Below are 17,304 nucleotides of genomic sequence, written 5' to 3'. Positions count from 1 at the left end.
GTTAATTAACCGTTGTGAGCAGAGCGACTCTTGCGCAAAGCCTTTTTACGGTTTTCTTCGAATTTGTTTTCTTGGTCTTCGATTGGGTCTACCACTTGTTTCTTAAATGATAAGACAGAACCAATCACAGCGCCGGCAGTTGCAACAACTCCGAATAAGAAGCCACGAGTAAATGATTTCATTAGTTAAACCTCCTAGCAATTGTTAGTTTTATTATGCTTGTTTTGCGTGAAGATAGCAATCAATTCAAACTAAATTTTATAAATGTGGGGTGAAAAAAGATGCTGACTAAGATTATTGCCCATCGTGGGAGTAAGGGGACCCGTCCTGAAAATACGCTACCAGCGTTTATTGCGGCGCTGGAAGATGGTGCGGATGGTATCGAAACGGACGTGCACTTGTCGCGAGACGGGCATCTCATCATTATGCACGATGAACAAGTCGACCGTACGACCACTGGAACCGGGTATATCAAAGACTTGACACTGGCGGAATTAAAACAACTCGATGCTGGTGTCAAATACGATCCGGCCTATGTCGGAACACGGATTCCAACCTTGGATGAAGTCGTTCAGCTCCTGATTGAGCGCCAGTTTACCGGTATTTTTAATCTCGAGATCAAAACCAATAAGATCCATTATGACGGCATTGAAGATTTAGTCGCAGATTATTTCAAACACCATTCCGTCCCATTTACTTTGGTTTATTCAAGCTTTTATGGTAAGTCGATCGAGCGCCTGCACATCTTGCAACCAGAAGTAGAATCCGACAGTCTCTTCAAGGCTAAAGTTCAAACGGCCAAACGATTGCACGCGCAGCACATTGTCTTGGGTTATCATCCGGATATGCGCTGGGTTCGCTTTCATTGGTTTCTGTTACCCAAAGTCCAATTACGACCATGGACGGTCAATACGGCTCGTGATATGCGTTTTTGTTACCGCCATCGCTTTGCCGGCCTGATTACGGATTATCCTGGGTTGGCACGCCAAATTCGGCAACAAGTTCAAGGAGGTTAGAGACGTGGCCACAACACCTAAACATAAAGTTCTTTTGATCGCTGGACCGACTGCTGTCGGCAAAACGGCGCTTTCGCTGGCACTCGCAAAGCAATTGAATGGCGAGATCATCTCCGGTGACTCGATGCAAGTTTATCGGCATCTGGACATTGGGACGGCCAAAATCATGCCTGACGAACGTGCGGGCATTCCGCACTACTTGATCGATATTAAAACGGTTGATCAACGTTTTACGGTCGCCGAGTTCGTGAGTCGCGCCACGGCACTGATCAATGACATCACTGCCCGGGGAAAACTGCCAATCATCGTTGGCGGTACCGGTTTTTACTTACAGTCACTCTTGGCAGGGTATCAGTTCGGACCCAACGATAATGCGCCCGATATGGCGTATCGCCAGCAATGGTTTGACTGTGCAGCCGATGCCGGCAATCAAGCGGTCTGGGATGCCTTGAATCAACGGGATCCCCAAGCGGCGGCAGCGATTGCACCCGCTAACCTGGTTCGGGTCGTGCGGGCGCTGGAGTATCTGCATACGACCGGCCAACTGTTTTCAGCTCAAGCTGACACCGCTACTGAAACGCTCGACGCGTATACGCTCTGTCTGACGGCGGAACGGTCACTGCTCTATGACCGAATCAATCAGCGAGTCGATTTAATGCTGACTGCTGGCCTAGAAGCGGAAGCGCGTTGGCTGTACGACCAGGGTGGTGCGGACTTGCCAGCGGGTAAGGGCATCGGCTACCACGAGTGGTTCCCGTATTTTGCCGGCACGCAATCACGTGACGCGACCATTGCGGCCATCAAACAAGATTCGCGGCGGTACGCTAAACGCCAATTGACCTGGTTCCGCAACAAGATGACCGTTGATTGGGTCGACTTATTGGAACACCCCGAATTACGGGCGTCAATCGACCAACGGCTGGCTAGTTGGTTAAGCTAATTATAAATTGGTATACCTAAGATAAAAACATGTGATATTTTCTAACATGATTGATTGACATTCAATAATAACATTGATATTATTAAGTCTGTATTAAAGAGGAGGGTCGTTATGAAGGAAAAGGAACTGCGTCGCTCGTTAGCTGTCTTGCCGATTGGTACGGTTATGAAGTTGACCAATTTATCTGCACGCCAAATTCGCTATTACGAGGAACAAGATTTGATTACGCCAGAACGCAACGCCGGTAACCGACGGATGTTTTCGTTAAATGATGTTGATCGCTTACTTGAAATCAAGGATTATTTAGCAGATGGCATTAACATGGCAGGTATTAAGGAACTCTATGCGCTCCAACAGCAGCGTGCTGAACAAAAGCAAGCTGACTTGGCGAAACCACTAACGGATCGCGACGTTCGCCGGATCCTTCAAGACGAATTCCTGAATCTCGGTCGATTGCAGTCCGATAAGGGCCCCAATTACCCGGCACACTAAAGGTATTTGCATCCGTTAGTCAATCAATTTAAGGAGCGATTTTCATGGCAAAACAGTCCTACACGAAAGACGATATTCGCCGCATCGTCAAAGAAGAGAACGTTAATTTCTTGCGGTTGATGTTTACCGATTTATTCGGCACGATCAAGAACGTTGAAGTTCCAGTTTCACAACTCGACAAACTCTTGGATAACAAGTTGATGTTTGACGGTTCATCCATTGACGGGTTTGTTCGTATTGAAGAAAGTGACATGTACCTCTATCCAGACTTATCAACTTGGTTGATCATGCCTTGGAACACGGAACATGGTAAAATTGCACGGATTATCTGTGAAGTTTATACAGCTGACCGCAAACCGTTTGAAGGCGATCCGCGGAACAACTTGATTCGGGTCTTGAACGACATGCGTGAAGCGGGTTATACGTCGTTTAATTGTGGGACTGAGCCAGAATTCTTCCTTTTCAAGATGAATGAAAAGGGTGAACCAACGACTGAATTGAATGATAAGGGGAGTTACTTCGACTTATCACCAATGGACTTAGGTGAAAATTGCCGGCGTGATATCGCGCTTGAACTCGAACGACTCGGCTTCAATGTGGAAGCCAGTCATCATGAAGTGGCGCCGGGCCAACATGAAATTGATTTCAAGTATGCGGATGCGTTGTCAGCGGCGGATCATATTCAGACCTTCAAACTGGTCGTGAAGACGATTGCCCGTAAATATAATCTCTGGGCAACCTTCATGCCGAAACCATTGAATGGTGTTAACGGCTCTGGGATGCACGTCAACATGTCCTTATTCCATGACCAAGGTAATGCTTTCTATGATGCTAGTGATAAGAGTGGCTTAGAATTGTCATCTGACGCTTACCACTTCTTAGGCGGTTTAATGAAGCATGCCCGTTCTTATACGGCGGTTACCAACCCAACGGTCAACTCATACAAACGGTTAGTGCCAGGTTATGAAGCACCCGTTTACGTGGCTTGGTCTGCTTCAAACCGGTCACCAATGATTCGGATTCCTAGTGCGCGTGGCTTATCCACTCGTTTGGAATTACGGAGTGTTGATGCCTCAACCAATCCATACTTGGCCTTTGCAGCCGTATTGGAAGCTGGCTTGGATGGTATCAAGAATGGCATCGAACCACCAAAGAGTGTTGACCGTAACATTTATGTGATGGATGAGGATGAACGTGCCGCTGCTGGCATCGCCGATTTACCATCGACCTTACACAACGCGCTGAAGGAATTCCAGACGGACCCAACGATGAAGAAGGCGTTAGGACCACACATCTATCAGAGTTTCTTGGAAGCTAAACGACTTGAATGGGCATCATATCGTCAACAAGTTAGCGAATGGGAACGCGATCAGTACATGGAATTGTACTAAGCGATTAATTTAGATTAAAATGAGACGGTTAGGGCACCTTCAATGGCGAACTAGCCGTTTTTGTTATAAAATTAGTAAATTAGTCGGGTTGACCTTTATTAATCGGTTAATTTTCGGTAACATTAAGAATAGCAGTGCAATTCAGCAAGTATCCAATTATTATTGATTGCAAGGAGATTATTATGGAAAAACAAAATCAGCCTGATCTTGAAAAACAAGATCAACCAACGCGCGCGCTTACGAAGCGACTTCAACAAAAGTTAGACTATGTAACCACGGTGCGCCAAGCAATAACGGCTGGTGACGACCGGTTGATCTATGAATTGATCGATGGTGACCATTATCACCAAGCCTTACTTAACGAGGAACCGGATCCAACCCGTAACGCCCAAGTCGATTTAATTACGGACGTTTATCCGGCAATCAGTCACTATTTGAGCACCAAGTTAATTGATTATCTAGCACACGAGTACCCATTTTTCTACTATGAAGAGACCCAACTCGGGGAATTTCAGATCTACTTTGGTAATTGGTGGGATCGGCGTCGCTTCGGTAAGCTGAACGTGTTAAAAGTTGCGTTTGAATTCAGCTCCGAAGAATATAACAAACTTGAAAAGACCTTTGAACTGGCACCGGCACATAAACGGTTCAATACGGACCGGATTCAACAAATCTCAGCCGGCAGCGACCAACTGCAAAAGCTAATTGATGCCCAGTCTGACCGTGATGCCCAAAAAGATGAGTTGCGCAAACAATTGAAGGAAAATGGTCAGCGTAACTCACTCTTTGATTCTGGCCGCATCAAGGAAGAACGCCAACAGATCATTGACCAGTTGACTAAGTTAGCGGACGAAGATGAACAGGCGAATAATGCGCACGCAACCATGAAAGATAACGAAGCTAAAATTTTGACGTTATCCAAGGAAGATACGATTTTGGCTTACGAAAAGCAAGCGATTGAAAACGCCTTTAAGAGTTTCGAGAATTTTAATGAGCGCAACCGTAGTCTTTACGTGGACTACTTGACAACGCTGATTGGGAAGGCGCAGGTAGCGGCTGATGGCGAATAATACAGACACACAAATCGATACGGCGACATTAAGCACCCATGGCAAACTGAGTACCTTTAATGAAGGCCTCAAGAAAGGTTTAGCAAACGGGGAACGATTCACGGCCTTGATGGACCAATTGATCGACACGACCGATGGGGAAACTTTGTTGGCGGCTGCCCAAACGTTAGCTGATTTTAAGCTGGATACGGCCTACGTGACATTCCCGCATCAGTATCAGAATGCGGATTACTACCTGATTTTTATGAGTCGTTTACTGGGGATGCACGGTGATGAACAGGCCGTTCTCAACTCACAACGCCATACTGAAGCGTTATACCACGTCTACAGCGCTTTGACCGATGACTATACGTTCTTGTATCAAGTTGTCGCAACGGGGAATGGTGGCGCTTACTACCGGGAACAAACGACCGGCGAACAACTCTTTTATATTAATCTAGAACGGCGCTTATTACGTTTCAATAGTACGGCGTTCACCAATTTATTTATTAATAAATTATTATTGAAGGGGACGGGTATTGATCAGATCAATACGGTCTTGTCGACACTGATTAAGTTTGGTCACTGTTTACAGGATGATTTCGGTTTCAACGTTGATTTCAATATCTTGGATGTTGCTAATGCGGCCAAGTATGAATTACGCGCCGCAGACCTGGACCAAGCAATCGTTGACAAACTGTTTGTGAGTGCGGCGGAAAATGACTATATGTTGCGGAACTCACAGCAGGGCCATGGCGCGCAGATCGAATTACGGGCCGGGCTAACAGTCGACATTTTTGATGCGGCTGACGCCGGTGCGAGCCCTAAGTGGGTATTGACGGTGCATGATCCTGACCAAACGGTATCATGGTTCGACGTGCTCTTGCACTTTGGGTTTATGCGCGACTGGTATCTAGATAATATCGACTCACTCGAAATAAAAGCGGATCCATTAGTATTTGCTTAAACATGGGGGATTTTGATGCTAGAATTAACGACATTGTTACAGCAATCTATTCGTCTCGACCGTGATATCACGGCCCGACAACAAATTCATTGGCGACCAGAAGAACGGCTACAAAATGCGATGGTCTCACTCGATGTGGAATTGGCAGAAATGGCTAATACATCGGAGTGGTTCAAAGTATGGAAAATTCATCGCGGCAAAGCTGATCCGGATAAGACGCATCGCGAGACACTCTTAAACGAATACGTCGACGCGATGGACTTCTTCTTCCTCGTCTCAGCGATTCAGCAGTGGACCCATCTCATCCCACTGACCGCTGAGCAATTACAGGAAATCGCAGCAAAGCCTGCCACTGATTTGAATAAGCAATACTTAGCCATCAAACATTTGGTCTATGATGCTTATTTCAATCATCGTCAAGAGAGCTATCGGCACGCTTGGCACGTTTTCTTGAAGATTGGGCTGGTGGACTTCGGCTTTACGCAAGACGAGATTCAGGCTGCGTTTACGGCTAAAAATCAAGTTAATCAGCAACGACAAGCAGATCACTATTAAAAAAACCTAGTTACGCGAGCAAGCACATTCACGTAACTAGGTTTTTTAGTCTGCCGTAATCAATTCGGCGTCGTTATCTGGATCTTGAGCCACCAGCTCGTTGACACGGTCAATCAATGTTTGTCGCTGGTCAAGGTCGTCATCACATTCAAAGAACGCACCTAATTCCTCGGCTAAAATATCTTTACCGGCGTCCATGTAGCGGTAATCGTTGCTGGTGATGGTATAGTGTTGGTGGTCAGGCATCCGCGCAATCACGCAACCAGTCGCAGATTTTCCTTTAGAGTCTTTGTCCGTAAACTCCACTGCCAGTACGAACGGCGTGTCAGTCGACCGGTCTTTGATGGCGTGGGCCACGTTACCGGCAATTGCTTCAAGTTTCAATACAGTTCACCTCAGGTCATATTATACGCACTATTTGACCCTGATGCGAGCGCTGATTTGATCGTAGAATCAATCGAGCAACTGTTCCGCGCGTTGCTTTTCCGCGGCATAAAACTGGTTAAACGCGCGGTAGGCTAGTATCGTCAGTCGGTAGTGTCGTTGTGCGACCAGTAAATTGTTGTGAAATTCAAACGTTGCGCGCCCTTGTTGGATAAACGTGAGCGTGTCATTGAGATAGATGTTACTGCTGATGCCATGACGGATTAACATTGGTGAACGCCCCCCTGAGGTCCATTAATAAGCCTATTTTAATCCCGTTGGTCGGTGGGGTGGTCACGATGCACTTGGATTGTTGGGTCAGCGAATGTTAGTTGGGATGAGTCAGTTCAGGTTTACTTACTTCCAATGTTGCCCATATACGCCACTAGCATTGAAGAAAGCGTCAAACTCATGATTTTGAATAAAGGTTGGACTGGTGTATTAGTAACTAGTGACGTGTCTCCGATAAGAATAGCTATGGCGATCAATGATGGTACTATTGTCCACGAGACGGTTGTATCTAGCTGTTTAATTGGGTCGAAGGCAACTTGATGATGGTTTACGACAAAAGACAAGAACGCGAGGATCCAAATCTCGATTGCGCAGCTCACCCATTGTGGGACGTCGGGATAAGCGTTGCCAATTATCGCACTGAATATCACTGTGGCAGAGCTTACAATAAAGTTGATAGTTTTTTCGTCTTGTGTCATAAAAAAGTTTCCTCCTTGGTTGGTGTATTTCCATCCTAATTAAAGTTTCCTCAACTGAAAAATTCACCCTGGTTATTTGTCAGTAACTGGATTTTTATTCAATGTTTAAATAATAAATTGACACACTTCCACAACTTAACTATAATTAATCTTGTTGTTGTCACGGTAGCTCAACTGGATAGAGCATCCGCCTTCTAAGCGGAGGGTTGTGAGTTCAAGTCTCACTCGTGACATATTAGAAGCTATTGGTGCAAAACAAAAAATCAGGAATTCCGTTAAATCAACGTTTAACGGGGTTCCTGATTTTTCGTGTGTCTTTAAAAACTGCAATTATTGGAAAAATGTGCTCATGAAATTGATGTCTTATTTTGTTTTTAGAATGACTGGTCAGCCGGATAAGAAAATTATTTGTGTCATCGACGTTGCTGGTAACTGCAAGCAAAATCTGGTTAATGGTCACTAGGTCAATTTGACATTGACGGCTATTTTGGGATGTGAACGTAACTTCGACACGACAGAAAGCTGTCGTCCGGCAAGCGTGCTGTTCGCGGGGCGAGTTAAGAGCTAGCGTCAGTCGCTCAGAAATAGTTTTGATTTTAGCGAATACATCAAGTTTATATCGTCGGATTGTAATATTTGTAACAGAACTGTGTTAATAAAAAGTAAGCACATCAGCTCAATTGAATTACGTGGAGGATGTTGCTGATAAAATCGCTGTTGATCGTAGGACTTAAATTTCTTTCAGCCAAGACAGATCATTTTCAGAAAAACGACCGGGTATAAACCCTTTAATAACAGTCACAATGTCGGTGCTTACACGAAAATAAATGACTTAAAGATCCAAGCTAAAACGAGACTAAAAAAGGGAAATTAACCAACAACCATTAAGAAAAGTTAAAGAAATGCAAAAAAAGCATTAAACCGATTTGTTTCACTTGAAATATTGCTGTAACAAAACGATAATAATCATGTAACAAGGAAGGAGAATTCTTATGGGTTCAGTAGTTGCAATTGTCGGTATCATCGCCATCGCTGGTGGCGTCCAATATTATTCAAACTTTGTTGCCAAAGAGAATGCAAGCAGTAAGCATTTCACTGCTTCCCGTAATGACCGTTAGTCAACGGGGATTCTTACGCACATCGGTATTATACAATCAAATTAAAAAAAGAACTGCTCATCGTAATGAGCAGTTCTTTTTTTAATTACTTAAGTTTTGGTGCTTTTTCGATGGTGTCAGTCTTGCCGGCAGCCCAACGTTGGATAGCAGCAATTTCTTTTTCGCGACGAACGCGCTTTTGCTTGCCTGCAACTGGCCGACGTGCCGCCCAGGTGTTATATGGTTTTGCAACAACAGTCATAAGAGATGTCCCTCCTTTGATTAGTCCAATAACGACTATATTAAACAAGAATAGTGTACATTGCAACCGAATTAACAGGAAAAGCCAGACTTTTCCTAAAAATTGCATTATTAGTATACCGGTTATTTTACCTGGTTGTCAAGATAAAATCCTTTACAGCGATGCTTACGGTGCCTGATTATGGATCAAGGTGCGATGAAATGGGTGAGAAATTACCAGTAGAGGACGCTCAAAGCCCGCTATGTCGGTAAGATTGGCTTCCCTAGAGTAGTGGCGCTTGCCTTGATATTCTGTTTGATGTTAGACGTAATTAAACTTTTTGTCTGGGTAATCAGTAACTGTTAGACGCTCTTAGTAATTAATGTTATATTAGTTATGAAATGAAAGTAGGGAAGTAAACATGAGCCATGAAGTGGACCCGCGCGTCGATAAAACTCGGCGCCGACTAAGAAAAGCATTAATTACCTTATTACAAACAGAATCAGTGGAGAACATCTCTGTGCAAAAATTGACCAGTACGGCGTCAGTGACGCGTGGAACTTTTTACCTTCATTATAAGGACAAATCCGCCTTTGTTGATCAGGCCCTCGATGATTTGGTCACGGAGCTGTTTGAGACGGCGATGGTCACGGTGTCGGTCGGAGATATTATGACTAATCCAATCGATCCGTTGCAACGTGTGCAGGTGCTGTCGCTATCGAAAGCACTGGGCTATATTAGTCAGCATGCAGAAGCCTTCGAGACCCTCTTGCTCCATCAACGGCAGTTAGCGGTGAACCAGCGCATCAACCAGCAGATGACGACTTGGATGGACAAATTTTATCATCAATTTGAAGCGCAATTTGCAGATTTGGAAGTGCCGGTCAGCATTCAAATCGCTTATTATGTTTCTGCGACAGTCGGGTTGATTACGGACTGGCTGGAAAATGACATGATCTATACGCCACATTATTTGACGAAGTGTATCAAAAAGATGCATCATTTAATGACGATGAGTAATATCAGTTTTACTGATTTTTTTGTCAAATAAAATCATTGCTTGACTATTGAATGGAAATTTGATAATATTTTCCTGTTGTATTTGTGGACTTCTACAGCTACAACCGCACGGATTGAGTCTTAAGTTCAGCAATGGCACTTACATTCGGCGAGTCTAAGTGATTCATAATTTAAGGAGGTGCACAAACGTGTACGCAATTATTGTAACTGGTGGTAAACAATATAAAGTTGAAGCAGGCCAAGCAATTTACGTTGAAAAGCTTGACGCTGCTGCTGGCGACAAGGTAACTTTTGATCAAGTTGTCTTTGTTGGTGGCGACACAACTAAGGTTGGAACACCTACTGTTGATGGTGCGACGGTTGAAGGTACTGTTGAAAAGCAGGGCCGTGGCCGTAAAGTGGTTACTTTCAAGTACAAGGCTAAGAAGGGCCAACATACTAAGAAGGGTCATCGCCAACCATACACTAAGGTAACGATCGACACAATTAATGCATAATTAAGAAAGTAGGCATTCCTTTATGATTCAGGCAACCATTTCCCGTAATGCGACCGGTCAGGTGACCGCCTTTAAGTTAACGGGACATGCTGATTCAGGTGCTTATGGACAAGACATCGTTTGTGCGGCGGTTTCGGTGTTAGCAATTAGTACGATCAATGGGATTGAACAAGTTGCCCACTTACAACCCGCAGTGCAAAGTGATGAAACCAATGGTGGTTTGTTGATTGCGGACTTTACCAAGCTTGACTTGGCGAACACCCAATTACAGACGTTACTGGCGAGTTTCACACTTGGTTTGAACGATGTGGCCGCGAACTATGGAGATTACATCCAAGTTCGCGAACAAACACGATAACCACATTCGGAGGTGGACTTTACTATGTTAATGAACTTGCAATTCTTCTCTCACCATAAAGGTGGCGGTTCAACTGCCAACGGTCGGGATTCAGCTGGTCGGCGTTTAGGTGCCAAGCGGGCTGACGGCCAAACTGTTAAGAATGGGAACATTCTTTATCGTCAACGCGGAACCCATATTTACCCAGGTGTAAACGTTGGCCGTGGTGGCGACGATACATTATTTGCAATGGCTGACGGTGTCGTTCGTTTTGAACGCAAAGGTCGCGACAAGCGCCAAGTTTCTGTTTACCCAGCAAAATAATTTTTGAAGAGCCTCTGCATGGAGGCTCTTTTTTTGTGACGCCAGCGCATAAGCTCACGTGGCGACGGTGCTAATTTTACCGTTGACTGGATGCGCCATTGAAATCATTAGCTTCAGGTTTTGGAAAGTTTGGTATAATGAAGCGTGAGGTTATGATGGGAGTGACAGTATGAAAACTCGAGTTGAGCGGTTACAAGATCAGTTTGATCCACTGAAAATCGATGCATTCTTGGTTTCTAGCGGTGCGAACCTGCAATATTTGACTGGAATGGCAGACATGGCCGGTGACGGTTACTTGCTAGTGTTGGCGAATGACGCTTATCTGGTGACGGATGCCCGTTACCAGACTGCATTTGCTACCCGTTATGATGACCAGCACTTAGTCATCACCCGTGATTATCTGGGGGCCGTTTGTGATATTATTGAACGGACGCACACTGGTGTCATGGGATTTGAGGCGGAGATTCCATATTCAGCCTACAGCTATTTGGATGAGAACTTGGTCAGTGACTTGGTGGCACTGCCAGACGTTGTCGACGATTTGCGCATCACTAAGGAACCTGATGAGCTGACCAAGCTCCGTGCTAGCGCTAAGTTGGCGGATGCCGGTTTTGAGTACGTGACCAGCATCGTTCGTCCTGGCATGCGTGAAATTGATGTCAGTAACTTGCTAGATGCCTTTATGCGCACACACGGCGCTAGTGGGCCATCTTTCACCACCATCGTGCTTGGTGGCGCACGAGCGGCCTTGCCACACGGGACGGCCTCGGATGCGCTGCTTAAGGCGGGGCAGCTGGTTACATTGGACTTTGGCTATTTTCTAAATGGCTATACTTCTGATATGACCCGGACCTTTGCGCTTGGAACGCCGGATGCCAAACTGGCAACGGCTTACCAAGCGGTTCAAGCGGCGCAACAGGCAGTGGTGGATCAGGTGAAGGCTGGTGCAGCGACGGCTGAGCTAGATGCTGTTGGTCGTCAACTTTTGACGGATGCCGGCTACGGTCCCGCATTCAACCATGGGATGGGCCACGGGATTGGTTTAGCAATTCATGAAGGACCACTGATCTCTAAAAACACGACCGGGGTCCTAGTGCCCAATAGTGTGGTAACCGTTGAACCCGGCGTTTATTTCCCTGATTTGGGTGGCATGCGCATCGAGGATGACGTGCTCGTGACTGCGACCGGACATGAACGGCTGACACAGGCCACTCGTGATTTACTGATTTTATAGTTAAGACAGTTGCCACAACGGCCTGGTCTTGTTATAGTTATAAAGATATCTTTGAGGAGGATTTTTTAAAATGATTTCAACAGCAGATTTTAAAAATGGTTTGACCATTGAAGTAGACAACGCAATTTGGCGCATCGTGGAATTCCAGCACGTTAAGCCTGGTAAGGGTGGCGCCTTTGTTCGTTCAAAGCTTAAGAACTTACGGACGGGTGCGGTTCAAGACAAGACGTTCCGTGCCGGTGCTCGGATGGAACAAGCCCCAATCGAAAAGAGTACGATGCAGTACCTTTACGCCGATGGTGACAGTTATGTCTTCATGAATACTGAAACTTACGAACAAATCGAAATTCCTGGCGACCACATTCAAAACGAATTGAAGTTCTTGAAGGAAAACATGGAAGTTCAAGTGACACTTTACAAGGGTGAAGTGTTAGGGATTGATTTACCAAACACGGTTACTTTGGAAGTTGCCGAAACTGAACCTGGTATCAAGGGTGACACGGCTTCTGGTGGTTCAAAGCCAGCAACGTTGGAAACTGGTGCGATCATTCAAGTGCCATTCTTCGTTAAGGCGGGCGACAAGTTGATCGTCAACACCGTTGATTCCACTTACGTTTCACGGGCTTAATTTCAACGAACTAATACCGGCAAACATGGAATTGGAGGAATGTCAAAATGGCTGACAGTAGCAACATTACGTTACAAACCAAAGAACCCAGCTTAGGACAAATTCAAATTGCACCAGAAGTGCTTGAAATCATCGTTGGCATCGCCGTAAGTCAAATTGATGGCGTCAACCGGATGCGTGGAACGATTTCTTCCAGTGTAAATGAGTTGTTCGGTCGCAAGAAAAATCTTGGTAAGGGTGTCAAGCTGACAATCGTCGATTCACAAATTAGTGTGGACGTTTATGCTTACTTAGACTATGGTGTGTCAGTGCCGAAAGTGGCGTTGGCGATTCAGGATAAGGTCAAGCAACAGATTTTATTCATGACTGACCTAGCACTGAGCGAAGTAAACGTGCATATCACGGGTATCGTGACTGAAAAGACTGAAAGTGCGATCGATCCAAACAACTTGTTTGGCGATGAAGACACCACTGCCGATGAAAATGAAGATGGTGAAGAATCGTGAGTTTAACGCGTCATGAAATCCGGGAAAAGGCATTTCAAGCGCTGTTTGCGTTAAATGCGAACCCGGACGCTGATGAAAATCAGTTATTCCAACAGTTACTCAACCCTGAAGAAGCGGATGATATCGAGATTCCAGCTTATTTAAGCACGTTAGTAACTGGTGTTCGTGAACATCAAGCGGAATTAGACGCTCAAATTCAACCTTATCTTAGTCAGAAGTGGTCCTTGGATCGCCTCGCTAAGACGGATTTGATTATCTTACGAATGGCGTTCTTTGAATTGCAATTTGTTGACGACGTGCCGACCAAGGTCGCTGTCAACGAAGCAATTGAATTGGCCAAGGCGTTCAGTGATGACCGGTCACGGAAATTCGTGAGTGGTGTCCTGGGCAAAGTGGTCAAAAATCAAGCCAATTAGTCTAAAACCGAACAATCTTATGTTCTACCGTAAAAGTCTGGCTGTTTGCCAGACTTTTTTTAATAAGTTATTAGAAAACCTGTCATAAATCAAGGCAATGAATATGCTAAAATAAGACCAGACAGAGAAAGAGGAGTGTGGCACTTGTGACGAAGATTATTGATGGTAAAGCAGTAGCAAAGAAGGTTAATGCACAGACAGCAACGGCGGTCGCGGATTTAGTTGCGCAAGGAATTCAACCGGGGATTGCTGTCATTATCGTTGGGGACGATGCAGCCAGTCAAATCTATGTGCGAAATAAGAATCGCAAAGCCACTAAATTGGGGATGCATTCCGTCGTTCGGCAATTACCGGCAACGACGACGCAAGCGGAGTTGTTAGCGATTATTGCTGACTACAATGCTGATGAAAGTATTCATGGGATTTTGGTGCAGTCACCATTGCCCGCCCAAATCAATGAGCCACTGATCACCATGGCGATTGATCCTAAAAAGGATGTGGATGGGTTCCATCCAAGTAATGTCGGTAAGTTACTGACCAACTTTCCTGGGAATTATCCCGTTGCCAACACGCCGCGCGGTATCATGACGATGCTTCATGAATATGGCGTTGATCCTGCTGGTAAGACGGCGGTGGTGATTGGTCGTAGTACGATTGTCGGCAAACCGATGGCGGCACTGTTGACGAATGCCAACGCCACGGTAACGATTGCCCACAGTAAAACAGCGAATTTAAAAGCAGTCGCCCGTACGGCTGATATCTTAGTGGTTGCGACTGGGATTGCCCATTTAATTACGGGTGATGATATCAAGCCGGGCGCAACGGTTATTGATGTTGGCATGGACCGTGATGAAAATGGTAAACTAGTGGGTGACGTCGACTTTGAATCTGCACAAGGGGTCGCCGGCTTGATCACGCCAGTTCCTGGTGGGGTCGGCCCGATGACGATTGCCACGTTGATGCAGACGACAGTCGAACTTGCAAAATGGAGTGATGTACGTGAGTGAGAGTCAACAATATTTGACGGTTTCAGCTTTAACACAGTATATCAAGCGTAAATTTGAAGTCGACCCGTATTTAGGCAAGGTCTATCTAACGGGTGAAGTTTCAAACTACCGGCCGCGGCCGAATACGCATCAGTATTTCAGCCTGAAAGACGACCATGCGAAGATTTCAGCCATCATGTTTAAATCGGCCTTTGCCAAGGTGAAGTTTCAACCTGAAGAAGGAATGAAGGTGCTGGTCGTTGGCCGCATCGGACTATATGAGCCGAGTGGTAGTTATCAGATCTACGTTGAACGAATGGAACCAGATGGGGTTGGTGCGCTGTACCAAGCCTATGAACAATTAAAAAAGAAATTAGCGGCTGAGGGCTTGTTTAGTGCGCCCAAAAAGCCGCTTCCGCGTTTTCCAAAACGAATTGCCGTGGTGACAAGTCGCAGTGGGGCCGTGATTCGAGATATTATCACAACGGCCCGGCGACGGTTTCCGATTGCGCAGATCGTCCTATTTCCAGCCCAGGTCCAAGGAGACGCGGCGGCTGCCGAAATTAGTCGACAGATTGAACGTGCCAATGCCCAGGGTGATTTTGACACCCTGATCATCGGGCGTGGTGGTGGTTCGATTGAAGATTTGTGGCCGTTCAATGAAGAAGTCGTGGCGCGCGCAATTGCCCAAAGTCAATTACCCGTGATCTCATCGGTCGGACATGAAACCGATACGACGATTGCGGATTTAGTTGCGGACGTCCGCGCCGCAACGCCGACTGCTGCGGCAGAACTGGCGGTTCCGGTATACAATGATGTCTTGCTACAATTGAAGCAGGATCAGACGCGGGTGCTGAACGCGTTTCAAAACTTGGTCCAGCGTGACCGGCAACGTTTAAATAAGCTGACGGCCTCGTATGTCTTCACACAGCCTAATCGCTTATATGAAGGCTACTTGCAGAAACTGGATTTCTTGAACGAGCGCCTAAAACAAGCGGGTCAAAACCAGTTGAATGTCGCTAATCAACAATATCAACGCGTCTTTCAGCAGTTACGGCAACAGACACCCATTCACCAAGTTCGCCAAGCGCAGACGCAACTAGCCAATTTGGAGCAGCGCTTAAATCGGAGTACTCAGTTAGTCCTTCGGCAAAAGCGCCAACAGCTAACGCAGACGGTTCAATCATTAGATTTGTTGAGTCCGTTGAAGATCATGACCCGTGGCTATGCGTTCGTCACTGCTGAGGACCAGGTCATTCATGGCGTCAAGCAGTTGCAACCGCAACAAACTGTGACGATTCATATGACTGATGGTGAAGCTGAAGCTCAAGTTACTAAGATTGATGGAGGAAAATAATGGCTGAACAACCTACTTTTGAACAAAATTTATCACAATTAGAAACGATCGTTAACCAATTAGAACAAGGTGACGTGCCGTTGGAACAAGCCTTGGATCAATTTCAAAAAGGGGTTGCGCTGAGCAAGCAGTTACAAGCAACCCTTGAAGGTGCCGAAAAGACACTGACTAAGATGATGGATGAAAATGGTGACGAAGTCCCGTTTGAGCAAGCTGACGCCAATGAATAAGCAACAATTGGCAGCCTTTGAAGCCGAATGGCGACCTCGAATCAATCAGTATTTGGACCAACAGTTACAGGCTTGCTCAGACCGGCCAACGTTGGCAGCGTCAATGCGTTATTCAGTACTAGCTGGCGGCAAACGCTTGCGGCCGCTACTAACACTAGCCGTCCTTGATGTCTTTGGGGTTACAATTACACCAGCACATTTGCGTGCCAGTACGGCGGTAGAATTAATGCATACTTATTCGCTGATTCACGATGATTTGCCAGCAATGGACAATGACCGCTTGCGCCGTGGGGAACCAACTAATCACGTCAAGTTTGGTGAAGATGTCGCGATTTTGGCCGGTGATGCGTTGCAGCCGCTAACGTTTGAATGGATCGCAGATAGTGGCTTGCCGGCAACCATGATTGCGCAACAAACGCTCGCTTTAGCCCAAGCGACTGGTCCAAAAGGAATGGTGGCTGGTCAGGTTGCGGATGTGCTGGGTGCGGGACGTCATCTGGCGTTACCAGCTTTGCAACAGCTGCATCGTGAAAAGACTGGGGCATTGATCCACTATGCTGTTCAAGCCGGACTAATTCAAGCCGAAGTACCAACGGCAATTCAAGACCCCTTATTAGCGTATGCGGATGCGTATGGGTTGGCATTTCAAATTTATGATGATATTTTGGATGTCACCAGTACCCCTGAAGAACTTGGTAAGGCGACGCACAAGGATGCGGATGAGCATAAAAACACTTATCCGGGCTTGTTAGGCCTCGATGGCGCGCAACAGGCGCTCAAACAGGCGGTAGCGGCTGCTGAAGCGGCCTTGGAACAAGCGCAAGCAATCAGTGAGCGTGAAATGACACTGTTAGCAGCTTTCTTGACGTATTTTACAGATTAAGGACT

25 protein-coding genes, 1 tRNA gene and 1 other annotated feature are annotated in these 17,304 nt (G+C 46.0%); of the genes, 21 read left to right on the top strand and 5 right to left on the bottom strand.

The window, feature by feature from the left end; translation table 11 throughout:
• Window positions 1-5: 5 nt before the first annotated feature.
• A complete protein-coding gene (locus MZO40_RS03585) occupies window positions 6-182 on the bottom strand; it encodes a DUF3042 family protein (RefSeq protein WP_003638579.1) in 177 nt (58 codons plus the stop codon).
• A gap of 99 nt (window positions 183-281) precedes the next feature.
• Here MZO40_RS03585 and MZO40_RS03580 point away from each other — a divergent pair, with 99 nt between their 5' ends.
• The 7 genes from MZO40_RS03580 to MZO40_RS03550 all read left to right on the top strand — a co-directional run bounded on the left by MZO40_RS03580 (window position 282) and on the right by MZO40_RS03550 (window position 6,410).
• Window positions 282-1,016, top strand: a complete 735-nt coding sequence (locus MZO40_RS03580; protein WP_105921462.1) for a glycerophosphodiester phosphodiesterase — start codon at window positions 282-284, stop codon at window positions 1,014-1,016.
• A gap of 4 nt (window positions 1,017-1,020) precedes the next feature.
• Window positions 1,021-1,956: a tRNA (adenosine(37)-N6)-dimethylallyltransferase MiaA gene (gene miaA / locus MZO40_RS03575; RefSeq protein ID WP_105961835.1), complete on the top strand. Its 936-nt coding sequence runs from the start codon at window positions 1,021-1,023 to the stop codon at window positions 1,954-1,956.
• 111 nt (window positions 1,957-2,067) lie between these two features.
• Entirely contained in the window at window positions 2,068-2,448 is a 381-nt protein-coding gene (locus tag MZO40_RS03570; RefSeq protein ID WP_021336435.1) for a MerR family transcriptional regulator, read from the top strand.
• A gap of 44 nt (window positions 2,449-2,492) precedes the next feature.
• Window positions 2,493-3,839: a type I glutamate--ammonia ligase gene (gene glnA / locus MZO40_RS03565; protein WP_050338789.1), complete on the top strand. Its 1,347-nt coding sequence runs from the start codon at window positions 2,493-2,495 to the stop codon at window positions 3,837-3,839.
• Between the two features lie 182 nt (window positions 3,840-4,021).
• Entirely contained in the window at window positions 4,022-4,909 is an 888-nt protein-coding gene (locus MZO40_RS03560) for a hypothetical protein (protein ID WP_050338788.1), read from the top strand.
• On the top strand, window positions 4,899-5,855 hold the full coding sequence (locus tag MZO40_RS03555) for a hypothetical protein (RefSeq protein WP_105961833.1): 957 nt from the start codon (window positions 4,899-4,901) through the stop codon (window positions 5,853-5,855). Before MZO40_RS03560 ends, MZO40_RS03555 begins: the two co-directional genes overlap by 11 nt.
• A 15-nt stretch (window positions 5,856-5,870) precedes the next feature.
• The gene (locus tag MZO40_RS03550; protein ID WP_050338786.1) at window positions 5,871-6,410 is read left to right on the top strand and encodes a dUTP diphosphatase; all 540 of its coding nucleotides are present in this window, start codon (window positions 5,871-5,873) and stop codon (window positions 6,408-6,410) included.
• Between the two features lie 45 nt (window positions 6,411-6,455).
• Here the strand turns inward: MZO40_RS03550 and MZO40_RS03545 are convergent, their stop codons facing one another.
• From MZO40_RS03545 to MZO40_RS03535, 3 genes are all read right to left on the bottom strand, one after another.
• Window positions 6,456-6,794, bottom strand: coding sequence for a hypothetical protein (locus MZO40_RS03545; RefSeq protein ID WP_050338785.1), 339 nt, complete (start codon window positions 6,792-6,794; stop codon window positions 6,456-6,458).
• A 69-nt stretch (window positions 6,795-6,863) separates the two neighbouring features.
• The gene (locus tag MZO40_RS03540) at window positions 6,864-7,064 is read right to left on the bottom strand and encodes a hypothetical protein (protein ID WP_101873605.1); all 201 of its coding nucleotides are present in this window, start codon (window positions 7,062-7,064) and stop codon (window positions 6,864-6,866) included.
• Window positions 7,065-7,186: 122 nt separating this feature from the next.
• Window positions 7,187-7,543 carry a hypothetical protein gene (locus MZO40_RS03535; protein WP_105961832.1) on the bottom strand — a complete coding sequence of 119 codons (357 nt, stop codon included), beginning with the start codon at window positions 7,541-7,543 and terminating at the stop codon, window positions 7,187-7,189.
• Window positions 7,544-7,702: 159 nt separating this feature from the next.
• Here MZO40_RS03535 and MZO40_RS03530 point away from each other — a divergent pair.
• Window positions 7,703-7,776 (top strand) — tRNA-Arg (locus MZO40_RS03530).
• A gap of 759 nt (window positions 7,777-8,535) precedes the next feature.
• Window positions 8,536-8,661, top strand: a complete 126-nt coding sequence (locus MZO40_RS17375; protein WP_021336442.1) for a hypothetical protein — start codon at window positions 8,536-8,538, stop codon at window positions 8,659-8,661.
• An 85-nt stretch (window positions 8,662-8,746) separates the two neighbouring features.
• Here the strand turns inward: MZO40_RS17375 and MZO40_RS03525 are convergent, their stop codons facing one another.
• Entirely contained in the window at window positions 8,747-8,902 is a 156-nt protein-coding gene (locus MZO40_RS03525; RefSeq protein ID WP_003638590.1) for a hypothetical protein, read from the bottom strand.
• Between the two features lie 400 nt (window positions 8,903-9,302).
• On the opposite strand from MZO40_RS03525, the gene MZO40_RS03520 reads away from it, so the two are divergent.
• From MZO40_RS03520 to MZO40_RS03465, 12 genes are all read left to right on the top strand, one after another.
• Window positions 9,303-9,932, top strand: a complete 630-nt coding sequence (locus tag MZO40_RS03520; protein ID WP_105961830.1) for a TetR/AcrR family transcriptional regulator — start codon at window positions 9,303-9,305, stop codon at window positions 9,930-9,932.
• A gap of 61 nt (window positions 9,933-9,993) precedes the next feature.
• Window positions 9,994-10,067, top strand: a sequence feature (ribosomal protein L21 leader region).
• Between the two features lie 22 nt (window positions 10,068-10,089).
• Window positions 10,090-10,398 (top strand): 50S ribosomal protein L21, encoded by a 309-nt coding sequence (gene rplU, locus MZO40_RS03515; RefSeq protein ID WP_003638592.1) that lies wholly within the window; start codon window positions 10,090-10,092, stop codon window positions 10,396-10,398.
• A gap of 22 nt (window positions 10,399-10,420) precedes the next feature.
• Window positions 10,421-10,756 carry a ribosomal-processing cysteine protease Prp gene (locus tag MZO40_RS03510; RefSeq protein WP_003638593.1) on the top strand — a complete coding sequence of 112 codons (336 nt, stop codon included), beginning with the start codon at window positions 10,421-10,423 and terminating at the stop codon, window positions 10,754-10,756.
• Between the two features lie 24 nt (window positions 10,757-10,780).
• Window positions 10,781-11,059 carry a 50S ribosomal protein L27 gene (gene rpmA, locus MZO40_RS03505; protein WP_003638594.1) on the top strand — a complete coding sequence of 93 codons (279 nt, stop codon included), beginning with the start codon at window positions 10,781-10,783 and terminating at the stop codon, window positions 11,057-11,059.
• Between the two features lie 169 nt (window positions 11,060-11,228).
• The gene (locus tag MZO40_RS03500; RefSeq protein ID WP_105920912.1) at window positions 11,229-12,293 is read left to right on the top strand and encodes a Xaa-Pro peptidase family protein; all 1,065 of its coding nucleotides are present in this window, start codon (window positions 11,229-11,231) and stop codon (window positions 12,291-12,293) included.
• Between the two features lie 70 nt (window positions 12,294-12,363).
• Window positions 12,364-12,921 carry an elongation factor P gene (gene efp / locus MZO40_RS03495; protein ID WP_003638596.1) on the top strand — a complete coding sequence of 186 codons (558 nt, stop codon included), beginning with the start codon at window positions 12,364-12,366 and terminating at the stop codon, window positions 12,919-12,921.
• A gap of 47 nt (window positions 12,922-12,968) precedes the next feature.
• Window positions 12,969-13,427, top strand: a complete 459-nt coding sequence (locus MZO40_RS03490) for an Asp23/Gls24 family envelope stress response protein (protein ID WP_003638597.1) — start codon at window positions 12,969-12,971, stop codon at window positions 13,425-13,427.
• Window positions 13,424-13,843, top strand: a complete 420-nt coding sequence (gene nusB / locus MZO40_RS03485) for a transcription antitermination factor NusB (protein ID WP_003638598.1) — start codon at window positions 13,424-13,426, stop codon at window positions 13,841-13,843. The genes MZO40_RS03490 and nusB overlap by 4 nt, the downstream gene beginning before the upstream one ends.
• 146 nt (window positions 13,844-13,989) lie before the next feature.
• On the top strand, window positions 13,990-14,850 hold the full coding sequence (locus MZO40_RS03480) for a bifunctional 5,10-methylenetetrahydrofolate dehydrogenase/5,10-methenyltetrahydrofolate cyclohydrolase (protein WP_050338780.1): 861 nt from the start codon (window positions 13,990-13,992) through the stop codon (window positions 14,848-14,850).
• The gene (xseA, locus tag MZO40_RS03475; protein ID WP_105920913.1) at window positions 14,843-16,186 is read left to right on the top strand and encodes an exodeoxyribonuclease VII large subunit; all 1,344 of its coding nucleotides are present in this window, start codon (window positions 14,843-14,845) and stop codon (window positions 16,184-16,186) included. The genes MZO40_RS03480 and xseA overlap by 8 nt, the downstream gene beginning before the upstream one ends.
• The gene (locus MZO40_RS03470; protein WP_003638601.1) at window positions 16,186-16,416 is read left to right on the top strand and encodes an exodeoxyribonuclease VII small subunit; all 231 of its coding nucleotides are present in this window, start codon (window positions 16,186-16,188) and stop codon (window positions 16,414-16,416) included. The genes xseA and MZO40_RS03470 overlap by 1 nt, the downstream gene beginning before the upstream one ends.
• A complete protein-coding gene (locus tag MZO40_RS03465; RefSeq protein WP_105961829.1) occupies window positions 16,409-17,299 on the top strand; it encodes a polyprenyl synthetase family protein in 891 nt (296 codons plus the stop codon). The genes MZO40_RS03470 and MZO40_RS03465 overlap by 8 nt, the downstream gene beginning before the upstream one ends.
• Window positions 17,300-17,304: the final 5 nt, after the last annotated feature.

The organism is Lactiplantibacillus sp. B652 (genome assembly GCF_023806745.1).
In the GTDB taxonomy this organism is placed as follows: Bacteria; Bacillota; Bacilli; order Lactobacillales; family Lactobacillaceae; genus Lactiplantibacillus; species Lactiplantibacillus pentosus.
Note: the sequence above shows the minus strand (reverse complement) of the source record. Positions and strands in the feature narration are given on the sequence as shown.